The organism is Synergistaceae bacterium DZ-S4 (genome assembly GCA_025943965.1).
Taxonomy (GTDB): Bacteria; Synergistota; Synergistia; order Synergistales; family Synergistaceae; genus Caenicola; species Caenicola nitritireducens.
Window position 1 is genome coordinate 40066 of sequence record JAPCWD010000002.1, and the last position, 11830, is coordinate 51895.

The window sequence follows — 11830 nt, forward strand, 5'->3', positions numbered from 1 at the left end:
CTTTGCGGTCGAAATTAATAAGACCAGGAGCAGAAAAAGTTTGCATCTCTGCTCCTGATTTGCATATTTCCCCTTAAATGGACAAACCTAGTTCCTTTGCTTTGTTTATCCACTTTGTCCCTCTGGTTTCGATATCACCTTTTGAGTAGATGTCAGGAGCGCAAATCTCTCCCAGGACTTCCCAACCCAGGAAATTGGTTGCCAGTTTGAATGAAGCACGCATTCCATCGAAAACCTTTTCTTCCGTATCTCCTCCGGCAGCGATGAGTATAGCTTTTTTTGAAGGCGTCGTACGGAGAGCACCGGGCATGTAGTAGGGCAGGAGCCTGTCCCATACGGATTTGATCTGTGACGACCAGGAGTAAAAATAGAGCGGAGAGACGAAAGCTATCACGGAAGCCTCTTCTATCTCAGGGTAAACCTGATCCATGTCATCGTTCTGTATACACGGTTTGCCGGTGCTCCAGCATTTCCTGCAGTCGAGGCACCCTTTCAGGGTCAACGCAGCAAGATGGACTTTTTTGACTTCATATCCTTTTTCAATAGCGCCCTCCGCCAGGGCGTCTGCGATTTTTTCCGTGTTGCCGCCTATTCTTGGGCTTCCCAATAGCAGGGTGATAATTTTTTTATTTTCCATGTTTATTTCTCCCTTCTGTCAGATAAGATCACAAATATTGTCAGGAATTGCTTTTATGCCATTCCAATGCAGTTTTGACTATGTTATCAATTGAGGAAAAACTGCAATTCCAGTTAAGGATTGATCGTGCTTTCGAAGGATCAGCAACAAGGATCGGCGGGTCACCATCTCTTCTTGTAACGAAGATCTTTTCAATTTTTTCCCCTGAGATTTTTTCCACCGAACTAATAACATCCATAACGGAAAGAGCTTTCCCGGTACCTAGATTCGCGTAAATGCTATTTGATCCTTTTAAAAGAAGTTGAAGTGCTTTTACATGTGCTGTAGCCAGGTCGGATACATGAATATAGTCTCTTAGAGCTGTTCCGTCAGGAGTTTCATAATCATTTCCAAAAACTTTTATGTTATCTTTTCTTCCTATGGCTGCTTGAATAGCCAAAGGAATGAGATGTGTTTCCGGATCGTGAAGCTCGCCCGTGTCGCCATCTTCATCGGCTCCGCAAGCATTAAAATATCTTAGTGCAGCATTTTTGATCCCGTAGGCAGAGTCAAAATCTTTCAAGATCTCTTCAATAAATAATTTGCTTTTCCCGTAGGGATTTATCGGTCTTTGAGGGTGTGACTCATCTATCGGGGTGTATTCAGGATTTCCATATGTTGCAGCAGTGCTTGAAAAAATAATTTTTGAACACCCGGTGTTTTTCATGCACCTAAGAAGTGAAACAGTACCTGCAGTATTGTTTCTGTAATATGCTTCCGGATCTTTTACTGATTCGCCCACATAAGTAAGTCCGGCAAAATGAAATACAGCAACGGGCGAGTACTTGGCAATAATAGGGGCAAGTGAGCCTTCATCAAGGACATCACATTGGAAAAATGGTCCCCATTTGACAAGCTCTCTGTGTCCCCTTGATAAATTATCAATAGTTACAGGGGTGAAACCATTTTTTGCAAGTTCCTTACAGCAGTGACTTCCAACATATCCAGCGCCGCCGGTCACAATGCAGTACTCCACTTTCAATTATCCTCTCCAGGTCTCGTATTTATCGAGGCCCGAATCGTCAAGTATTGACATGATCTCTTTCTTAACTTCTTCCGATACCGGAAGCAGCGGTGATCTGCACGGTCCGCCCCTCATTCCTTTGCTGTCAAGTGCCGCCTTCAGTCCCGGAACTCCGAACCGGCGTGTTAGCGCGTCGCTTACCGGAAGAAGCCTGGACTGCAGTTCCATTGCCTCTTTCATGTTGTTCTCATTGAAAGATGTGTATATCTTCCTGCATGTGTTCGGATATAGGATAGAGGCAGCCATCGTGCCTCCGCAGGCTCCCATCGCCAGGGCTGCAAGAAACCAGTTTCCCGTTCCCCCAAATACCGAGAAATCCTCATGCGCTGCCGAGGCTAGGTATCCCAGCTTGGTCATGTTCCCCGAAGTGTCTTTTATCCCCTTGATATTGGGATGTCGGGATGCTGCGATCATTGTCTCCGTTTCAATGTCCACGCCGGTGTTCGCCGGCATGTTGTAAAGAAATATCGGAACGGGTGAATTATCGGCTACTTCGTTGAAGTAGTTGAGTATCGCTGTCTGATTTCCTTTGAAGTAGTGGGGAGGCAGGAGCAGAAGCGAACCTGCGCCGGCCGATGCCAGTGCTTTGGCGCAATCGATAGTCTCACGCGTTGATGGGAAATGTGCTCCGGACATCAGCTGAAGTTTGCCCTGTGATTCTTCCGCGGCTATCTCTGTCAGGACGATACGCTCATCGAGCGTCACAAAAGGCATTTCTCCGTTCGATCCGCATATCACGATCCCGTCCAGAGCAGACTCTTTCCATATCCTTAAGTTGATCCTCCACGCTTCTATGTCAAGCGATCCGTCCGACTTGAAAGGTGTCGGGACAGGTGCGAAAATACCGGTCAATTTCACTTGTAATGCCCCCTTTTCGTTTGATAGAGTATATCATCTATTAAAGCAGTGGTACAATCTATCAGAACATAAGATTACCTACGATCTGCGAGGTGTATGCCCCATGTTTCTATGCAGGGAATTCAAGTTTGATGCAGCTCATAATCTTGTAAACTACCACGGAAAATGCGAGACCCTTCACGGACACACATACAGGCTTGCTGTTGTGCTTAAAGGTGCACCTGATGATGAAGGGATGGTATTTGACTTTGTCGAGCTTAAAAAACATGTTTCCGACCTTGTACTCTCTAAGCTCGACCACGCTTACATCAACGATGTCCTGCCACAGCCAACGGCGGAATATATTGCGCAATGGATATTCAGAAAGCTTGACATGCCGCTTAAGCGGGACAACTGCGAACTCTACGAGGTAAGAGTATGGGAGACGGAGAGTTCATCCGTAATATGCCGCCGGGAGGATGTCTAGAGGTGCGCGACGTTCAGAGCGAACATGACAAGAGGAATGTGGCGATAGATAAAGTCGGCATAAGCTGTCTCTCATGGCCTATTCAGGTCCTTGACCGTTCGGACGGGACGCAGGAGACCGTTGCCAATGTCAGCCTGTCCGTATTCCTGCCGCGTGACTACAGGGGGACTCACATGAGCCGTTTTATCGAGGTGCTTGGAGAGCAGGAGGACCAGGTCACATTTCATAATATGGAGAACCTTCTCAAAATGCTTCAGAGTCGGCTGGATGCGGATGAAGCTCATGCCGATTTTGAATTTCCTTACTTTATCACTAAAAAGGCCCCTGTGAGCGGAGCGCTCGGTCGGATGAGATACGATGTCCGTTTTATGGCGGAACGTAAGGGGTGCAAGTTCGACCTTATTACTGAATTGACTGCCCCTATCCAGACTTTATGCCCCTGTTCAAAAGAAATATCCGACAGCGGAGCGCACAACCAGAGGGCGCACGCAAAGATGGCCGTAAGAATGAAAACTTTTGTGTGGCTCGAGGAGCTGGCAGAGATAGCGGATAAATGTGCCTCTGCGCCGGTATACAGTATACTGAAACGGGAGGACGAGAAGGCTGTGACAGAAAAAGCCTACGCCAACCCGCGCTTTGTGGAGGATTCTGTCCGCGAGCTCGCGATAGCGATGGAAAATGACCATAGGATAACGTGGTACAGTGTTTCGGTCACGAGTCACGAAAGCATACACAACCATGATGCTTTTGCCAGCGTCGAGAGGAGCAAAATTTAGTGCCTTCAGAAAAAAGACTTGCGAGAAGGGCCGTCCTTGATGAATTCGGACTTGAAAGAGCAAGGGCGATGCACCCGTGGATATTCAGGGGCAACCTGAGGCAGATCCCGCAGTGTGCTCAGGGGGACATGGTCGCGTTTACCGACATGTCCGGCGTGATCAGGGGCTGGGGACTCTGGAGCGACAGCGCCCTCTCAATACGGGTACTGACGTATGGAACAAAAGAACCTGACCAGATGGGACTCTTAAGGGAGAGGCTGACCTCTGCCCTGAACTGGCGAAAATTATGGTGTCCCGGTGAGGAAGCTTTCAGATGGGTACACGGAGAAGCAGACGGTCTGCCGGGGATCATTGCAGACCTTTATGGTGATGTTCTTTCCCTTCAGGTCTCGGCAGCGGGATGGTACAGGCATATCGACAAGGTCGCGGCCGTTTTCAGGAAAGTCCGCAAACTCTCAGCGATAGTGCTTCGCAACGAGACAAAACACCTCGAAAAAGAGGGTATACCAAAAGAGGTCAAACCCCTTTTCGGAGAGATGCCTAAAGAGCTCATTAAAATAAAAATGGGATCCATATACGAACTGGTAGATATTGAAAAAGGTCAGAAGACCGGGGCATATTTGGATGTCAGGGGAGTTCCCGATATGATATCCCCCCTTTTCAAGGGCGCCAGGGTGCTGGACTGCTTCAGCTATCAGGGACACTTCGGACTGCATGCGCTTGCTTCAGGGGCTTCTGAAGTCGTAGCAATTGAACAGTCCCAGTCAGCGATAGATATTGCACAAAAAAATCTTGAGATCAACCATTTGCCCAAAAAGATGGAATGGAAATGCGGAAACGCGTTTGACATAATGAGAAGGATGGACAGCGACAGAGAGAGGTTCGATCTGGTCGTAATGGATCCTCCGCCCTTTTCACCCGCTAAGGGACAGGTCGGATCTGCGCGCCGCGGATATAAGGAACTTGCTGTAAGAGGTTTCAACAGGATAAAGGATGGGGGGCATATGGTCTTTCTCTCGTGCAGCCATGCCTTTTCAAGGGAAATGCTGCTTTCTGTGCTGAATGATGCAGCGACGGATGCCTGCGTATCGTGCCGCATAGCGCTGGAGATCCATCAGCCTTTTGACCATCCGGCACTTTCCTCTGTACCTGAAACAGATTATCTTAAAGGCTTTGTTCTGGGGGTAAGGGATCAATGACACATGACAAGAAGATCAGGGCTGTCCTTTTCGACTTTGACATGACTCTGGTCGACAGCAGCTACGCTATACACCATTGTACCAACTTGCTTGCAAACCATCTCGGTTTTAAAGAGATATCGAGGGGAGAAGTCCTCTCCGCGATAGGTATGACGATAGAGGACAGCTGGCGGATGTTCTGGGGTGATTTCCGCCAGGAGTGGGTGGACTTCTACCGCGCCAATTACAGGGAGGAAGAGCAGTCGAGGCTGAAATTTTTCCCGAACACCACGAGCACACTGGAAAACCTGCGGTCGATGGGAATTAAGGTCGGGGTAGTATCAAACCGCCGCTATGCAAGAAGGCCTGTCGAATATATGGGACTTACTCCGATGCTTGATGTCGTCGTCGGACTGGAGGATGTTGAGCGGGCTAAACCGCAACCGGACTCACTTCTCAAAGGGTTTGGGATACTTGGACTGTCTCCTTCGGAAGGATTCTATGCGGGGGACACGGACATAGACATGATGACCACGGTTGCTGCGGGCTGCAGAGGCATAGGGTTGACGACCGGGAATTTTAACGGAAGGGCACTGAAGGAAGCTGGTGCATGGCATGTAATGGACGACCTGGGGGAGATCCCTTCGCTTTTCGTGGAGTGACAGAAGGTTTTTATAGATGGTAAGACGTTTCGAACCGGAGGAACCAAGACGATTCAGGCCAATGTACTGGCTTATGGTCCTTCTCGTTATTGTTTTATGGATATGGGCGTTCAAACTCTATTTTGACAGATATGAATATCTCCATCCTGATATAACCTGGGCTATACCCGGGATCGACGTTGAACTGGTCAGGATAAGCGGGATACTTTTGTGGAAAGAGGTCCCTGTCGGCGCTTCAGCAGAGGGTATAGTGACATATCCCCAGGGTACCGGACCAGTGAGGGTCGCAAGAGGTACTGTAGTCGCGAGAATATCATCGGGGAACCGGGTCTCTGAAGTCAGGGCATATCAGCAGGGGTACTTTCTGGCAGCGCTTGACGGAATGGAGCAGAGCTGGCGTTACTCTGAACTGTGGCCGGGCTTTCAGCCGCTGCCCAAACCAGGCCCGCTGAACCGTTTAAAGGACGGTCTGCTCGTGGGAAAGGGGCAGGCTGTCGGAAAGCTGATCGAACAGCCTCAGGAGCTCAGATTCATAGGGTACACGCCTATAATCGGCAATATGGCCGAACAGATAAAAAGCAATAAACTCAGAGTAAAAATGGACGGAGTAGACACAGTTTCCGCGGCAGACATAAGGGTAAGCACGAAAGCGGGAAACAGGACAAAACTGTATCTTACGCTGCCTTGGTTTCAGCCTGATGCCGTCCTTTCAAGAAAGTATACACTTACAGTGGAAGCAGGCAGAACAGAGGGAGCTCTCGTACCGCAGGCTTCAGTCCTGGAACGGGACGGAGAGCCGGGTGTCTATATGGTCAGGGGTTCGAGGGTGGTCTTTGTTCCCGTGAAGGGTAAAAGTGTAGACAGCAGCATGTTCATAATAACTGAAGGGGTCTCTGTAGGAGATGCCGTAGTAGAAGACGCATCTGCCGCTCGCGAGGGGAGGATCCAGCTTTGGTAGATCATATTGATCGAAACATTATTGATATCCGTGAAAAAATAAGGTCGGCAGCAAAAAGGAGCGGCCGTGACCCGGCGGAGATAAAGCTAATGGGAGTAACGAAAACTCACCCTGTGGAATACATTTTGTCTGCTGCGCCAAAATTGGATATCATCGGAGAAAACAGGGTACAGGAGGCATCAGACAAGAGATCAAAGTGGCCTTCGGAAATTAGGACACCATGGCACCTTATAGGACACCTCCAAAGGAATAAGGCCAGAAAAGCGCTTGAGATCTTTGATCTCATAGAGACCGTCGACTCACTTGACATTGCAAGGATGCTTGACAGGATACTTGCAGAGACCGACGTATCGGGATTCCCTGTTTATCTTGAGATAAATATGTCGGGAGAGCTTACAAAAAGCGGAGTCGCGTCTCAGGAGGCTGCCAGTCTTCTGGAAAGAGTGATGCAGTATTGTCCGCGCCTTTCAGTGGAAGGGCTTATGACGATAGGCCCGAACACAGAAGCAGAAAGAGAGATAAGAACCGCTTTTCAAGGCCTTCGTCTTTTGAGGGACAGTTTGGCATCGGAATCGGGCCTTCTGCTTGATGAGCTGTCCATGGGAATGAGCGGCGACTATGAGATAGCGGTCGAAGAAGGAAGCACTATTGTGAGAGTAGGTACTGGAATATTCGGGAAGAGGTCAGCGAAATAATATTTTCTGGCTGTGTCATTCCGCTCCTGATCGGCCAGACTGTATAATTATCCATGATATCATCTATAACAATGATCAAACAGGTTTTTATGAGTTTTTTAAAAGCAAAAAAGGACGGTGGATTATATGGTCGAACTTTTGACATCTCTTGACGTGGTCAATCAGTCTTTCAAAAAAAGCATGAGAGGCTACGATCCGGCAGAGGTCGATGAATTCCTTGACAACGTAGCAGAGACCCTTCAGACATATGCACAGAGGACAAAAGATCTGGAGCGTGATCTTCATGCAAAAGAGGAGAGCCTCGGTGAGTATGAGAAAATGAAGGACATACTTCATGAAGCGCTCCTTATGGCACAGAAAAGCGCAGATGAAAAGGTCAGAAGCGCACAGGAACAGGCATCAAAAATTATCTCCGAGGCAAAAGAAAAGGCCGACATGATATGCAAAGATGCGGCCCAGGAAGCTGACCGTCTACGCGACGGGGTATCCCAGATAAGAAACGTAAGGAATCTCTACGAACAGGAGTTCAGGGGACTGCTCGCAAAGTTTGACAACATGCTTAACCAGAGCATCAATTCTTCGACTCTGACCGCTGCGGTAAACTCCATCCTTGAAGACATTCCCGTCCTTGATGATCAGAAGGAGAAGGAGACCGCGGCATCCACAGACAGGGGAGACCTTGAGACAGCCTACGCAATGCTTGGAGTTGACCCAAAGCAGATAATGGATCAAGAACGTGTCGGAGAGGATAATAACTGACAGTTCTGTGGCTGCTGACATCAATGATCCTGTCATAAACATAAGAGGGATCGGTCCCCGCAGGGCCGGCCTTTTGGAAAAACTGGGCATCCGGACAGCAAATGATGTTTTGTGGTTTTTCCCCAGACGGTATGCGGACAGAAGAGAGATTTGCAAAATTACTGAATTGCGACCTGACCGCAGCTCTGTCGTCATTGTGAAAATCAAAACAGTAAACTGTAGAAGGAGTTTCAGAACAGGCATCCAAATTTGTTCATGTGAGGCGGAAGACGGGACAGGAACTCTCTCAGTAATATGGTTTAACAGGAAAGGCCTTGGTAATATTCTTAAAGAGGGGACGTCCGCAGTTCTTTTCGGGCTCCCTTCTTTTTGCGACGGAAGGATAGAATTCTCAAATCCCGAATTTGAAGTTATCAAAGACGTATCCGATACCGCAGGCTTCACGGGAATAGTTCCTGTGTATCCCTTGACGGCAGGTCTGCCTGAAAGATGGCTCAGAAAATTCATCGATAGTATCCTCGAAAGTCACCTCCCGCAGGTGAAGGAATATCTTCCTCAGAGCATAATTGAAAAAAGAGGTCTGCCGGACATAAGGGAGGCCCTGCACGGGATGCACAGGCCCGAGTCCGAAGAGCACTGGAAAGACTGCCGCAACAGACTGGCATATGAGGAATTCCTATTTTTGCAGACAGCTCTTGTCTTAAGAAAAGAGAGGCTCAAAAGATCCGGAGGGGCAGCGAGGATAATCCCGAGAGGGCCTTATTACTCAGCTTTTATGTCCTGTCTGCCATTTGAACTTACTCCTTCACAGACAAAAGTTCTTTCTCAGATATTTGAAGATACCCAAAGAGGGCATCCTATGTCACGCTTGCTGCAGGGGGATGTGGGCTCCGGGAAGACTGTCATTTCACTTGCCCTCGCTGCTGCCGGAGCTGATGCCGGTATCCAGACGGCGATAATGGCACCTACTGAAGTCCTCGCTGAGCAGCTTTACTCACAGGCGCAAAAGTTTCTTTCCGGAATAGGCATAGAATGTGCGTTGCTGAAAGGTGGGCTGAACAGATCTGAAAAGACACGTCTCACTGACTCCATACGCGAAGGCCTGACCAAAGTCGTAGTAGGGACCCACGCGATGATCCAGGATGGGGTGGAGTTTCCGTATCTTGAGACGGTCATCATTGATGAACAGCAACGTTTTGGTGTGATGCAGAGAGGAGAGATGCTTAGCAGGGGAAAAACCCCTCACCTGCTGATGATGTCAGCTACTCCCATTCCGAGGACGATTTCGGCATGCCTTTTTGGCGACATGGATATTTCAGTCATAAGGGAAAGGCCGGAAGGAAGGCAAAAAATCGAGACAAGGCTGATAGATTTCACAAAGATAAGGGACCTGATGCAGTTTATGATCGATGAATCCGCTGCAGGAGGCAGGACGTACTGGATCTGTCCAAGAGTCGAAGAAGACGGGGAGAATTATATTGCCTCTGTGGAAAAGAGATATAAATTTCTGAAAAAACACCTTGGCCCGTTGGGGATAGGCTTCATACACGGAAAAATGGACAGCAGACTGAAGAGCTGCGAACTAGAGAAGTTCAGAGTGGGAGAGATAAAGGTGCTTGTAGGCACAACTGTCCTGGAAGTAGGGGTGGATGTGCCTGAAGCTTCTGTTGTGGTAATAGAATCCCCCGAAAGATATGGCCTTTCCCAGCTGCATCAGATGAGAGGGAGAGTGGGAAGAGGCAGCCGGAGAGGGGTATGCCTGCTGCTTGTAAATAAGATAGAGGAGGATGTCGCTGACAGGCTTAGGATAATGCTTGCGACAGATGATGGGTTCAAGATAGCAGAGGCAGACCATCTCTTAAGAGGACCGGGAAAGATCAGCGGATACGAACAGCATGGAGCTTCAGAGTTCAGAACAGCAGATATTTTCAGAGACAGCGTATTGCTAAAGAGGGCCAGGGAGGATGCTCAATTTCTTGTTTCAGACGAAAGGGCCCTTTTAAACGAGAAGGGATTCAAAGATAAACTTGATATTTACCTCAGCAGGGGCACAAGCGTGCCCCCGAAAGCATGATATACATATAACTACCACTTGTGAAGTTAGGTTTTATTCTGTAGAATACAACCCATCGGCGTGAAATAAAGCAACAGGCAATATGATCGATCTGAATAGAATGTTCCTGATTTGCATCTTTTGCACCAACCGGACCATGACAATTGAAATTGAGGTGATAGATAATGACATTGACAGTAATTTTGAGTGTGATAGCAGGACTCGCTGTCGGAGTCCTGATAGGATTTATGTACCAGAAAAACGCAGCAACCAAGAAATACAAGGGAGCTCTTTCCGAATCAGAGAGGATGATCTCCGAAGCAGCCAAAAAGGCCGAGCAGATGAAGCGGGACATCGTTTCAGAAGGAAAGGAAGAGATCCACAGATTAAGGCAGGAGCTCGACAGGGACACCAAGGAACGCAGAAACGAGCTGCAGCGCTCCGAGAGGCGTCTTGAACAGAAAGAAGAAAATCTTGACAGGAAGATCGAAAGCATCAGCCGAAAAGAAGAGGAACTGGTCCAGAAACATGAACAGGCGCAGGAAAAACTCAACCAGCTCTCCGTAAAGGAACAGGAACTGATCTCCAATCTCGAACAGACAGCACAGCTTACACGCGAACAGGCCAGAGACCTCCTGCTGACCGAAGTTGAGTCCGAAGCGAACCACCTGATAGGTCTCAGGCTTAAAGAACTGGAAGAACGTGCGAAGCGTGAAGCAGATCGCAAAGCTCAGGAAATTATTGCAACCGCAGTCCAGCGCTGCAGTGTTGAATTTACGTCTGACGCAGTGGTCAGCGTTGTAAATCTTCCTTCCGACGAGATGAAGGGCCGTATCATCGGCAGAGAGGGCCGCAACATCAGGACCTTTGAAACCCTTACAGGCGTAGACCTGATAGTTGACGATACCCCCGAAGCCGTTACATTGAGCAGTTTTGACCCTGTGCGCCGTGAAGTCGCAAGACTTTCGCTTGAAAGGCTTGTAGTTGACGGACGCATCCATCCTGCCCGGATAGAGGAAATTATTGAACGAGCAGAAAAAGATGTCCAGATCCAGATCCTTGAGACTGCAGAACAGGCATTGCTTGAGACCGGCATCAAGAACATGCACATCGAACTTACCAAGATCATCGGTCAGCTCAGATATCGTACCAGTTATGGCCAAAATGCGTTGGCTCACAGCCTTGAAGTGGCCCATCTTGCAGGCATAATGGCGGCAGAAATGGGACTGGATGAGCTTAAGGCCAGAAGAGCAGGACTCCTGCATGATATCGGGAAAGCCGTTGACCATCAGGTGGAAGGACCTCATGCAAAGATAGGTGCTGATCTTGCAAAAAGATACGGAGAAGCCCCTGATATCGTTAATTCGATAGCAGCTCACCACGAGGATGAGGAACCGCAGACTATTTATGCCGTCCTCATAGCTGCCGCCGACGCGGTAAGCGCCTCACGGCCCGGAGCCCGCAGGGAGAGTCTTGATGCTTATGTAAAGAGGCTTGAGAAACTGGAAGAAGTTGCCAAGTCATTCGGAGGAGTCAGTAAGGCTTTTGCCATCCAGGCAGGACGCGAAGTCCGTGTAGCTGTATCTCCCTCGGTCACAGACGACGGTGCTATGCAAAAACTTGCATATGACATAGCCCGTAAGATCGAGGAAGAAATGAGATATCCCGGCCAGATCAAGGTGACGCTGCTTAAAGAGACGAGAGCTGTCGAGTATGCCAAGTAGG

General features: G+C 48.7%; 12 protein-coding genes. 9 read left to right on the forward strand and 3 right to left on the reverse strand.

What is annotated here, in order from left to right:
- Positions 1 to 73 precede the first annotated feature (73 nt).
- The 3 genes from OLM33_01610 to OLM33_01620 are packed head-to-tail and all read right to left on the reverse strand — an operon-like array spanning position 74 to position 2558.
- Positions 74 to 637 carry a flavodoxin family protein gene (locus tag OLM33_01610; protein MCW1712372.1) on the reverse strand — a complete coding sequence of 188 codons (564 nt, stop codon included), beginning with the start codon at positions 635 to 637 and terminating at the stop codon, positions 74 to 76.
- Positions 638 to 677: 40 nt separating this feature from the next.
- Positions 678 to 1652, reverse strand: coding sequence for a UDP-glucose 4-epimerase GalE (gene galE, locus OLM33_01615; GenBank protein ID MCW1712373.1), 975 nt, complete (start codon positions 1650 to 1652; stop codon positions 678 to 680).
- Between the two features lie 6 nt (positions 1653 to 1658).
- Positions 1659 to 2558, reverse strand: coding sequence for a dihydrodipicolinate synthase family protein (locus OLM33_01620; GenBank protein MCW1712374.1), 900 nt, complete (start codon positions 2556 to 2558; stop codon positions 1659 to 1661).
- Positions 2559 to 2661: 103 nt separating this feature from the next.
- Between OLM33_01620 and queD the strand changes: the two genes are divergently transcribed.
- The 9 genes from queD to rny all read left to right on the forward strand — a co-directional run bounded on the left by queD (position 2662) and on the right by rny (position 11829).
- The gene (gene queD / locus OLM33_01625) at positions 2662 to 3024 is read left to right on the forward strand and encodes a 6-carboxytetrahydropterin synthase QueD (GenBank protein MCW1712375.1); all 363 of its coding nucleotides are present in this window, start codon (positions 2662 to 2664) and stop codon (positions 3022 to 3024) included.
- 2 nt (positions 3025 to 3026) lie between these two features.
- Positions 3027 to 3800 carry a GTP cyclohydrolase FolE2 gene (gene folE2 / locus OLM33_01630; protein MCW1712376.1) on the forward strand — a complete coding sequence of 258 codons (774 nt, stop codon included), beginning with the start codon at positions 3027 to 3029 and terminating at the stop codon, positions 3798 to 3800.
- A complete protein-coding gene (locus OLM33_01635) occupies positions 3800 to 4999 on the forward strand; it encodes a class I SAM-dependent rRNA methyltransferase (GenBank protein MCW1712377.1) in 1200 nt (399 codons plus the stop codon). The genes folE2 and OLM33_01635 overlap by 1 nt, the downstream gene beginning before the upstream one ends.
- Positions 4996 to 5640: an HAD hydrolase-like protein gene (locus OLM33_01640; GenBank protein ID MCW1712378.1), complete on the forward strand. Its 645-nt coding sequence runs from the start codon at positions 4996 to 4998 to the stop codon at positions 5638 to 5640. The genes OLM33_01635 and OLM33_01640 overlap by 4 nt, the downstream gene beginning before the upstream one ends.
- Positions 5641 to 5656: 16 nt before the next feature.
- On the forward strand, positions 5657 to 6598 hold the full coding sequence (locus tag OLM33_01645; GenBank protein MCW1712379.1) for an efflux RND transporter periplasmic adaptor subunit: 942 nt from the start codon (positions 5657 to 5659) through the stop codon (positions 6596 to 6598).
- Positions 6592 to 7293, forward strand: a complete 702-nt coding sequence (locus OLM33_01650; protein MCW1712380.1) for a YggS family pyridoxal phosphate-dependent enzyme — start codon at positions 6592 to 6594, stop codon at positions 7291 to 7293. Before OLM33_01645 ends, OLM33_01650 begins: the two co-directional genes overlap by 7 nt.
- Positions 7294 to 7419: 126 nt before the next feature.
- Positions 7420 to 8052, forward strand: a complete 633-nt coding sequence (locus OLM33_01655; protein MCW1712381.1) for a DivIVA domain-containing protein — start codon at positions 7420 to 7422, stop codon at positions 8050 to 8052.
- Positions 8030 to 10126 (forward strand): ATP-dependent DNA helicase RecG, encoded by a 2097-nt coding sequence (gene recG / locus OLM33_01660; GenBank protein MCW1712382.1) that lies wholly within the window; start codon positions 8030 to 8032, stop codon positions 10124 to 10126. Before OLM33_01655 ends, recG begins: the two co-directional genes overlap by 23 nt.
- A 164-nt stretch (positions 10127 to 10290) precedes the next feature.
- Positions 10291 to 11829 (forward strand): ribonuclease Y, encoded by a 1539-nt coding sequence (rny, locus tag OLM33_01665; protein MCW1712383.1) that lies wholly within the window; start codon positions 10291 to 10293, stop codon positions 11827 to 11829.
- Position 11830: the final 1 nt, after the last annotated feature.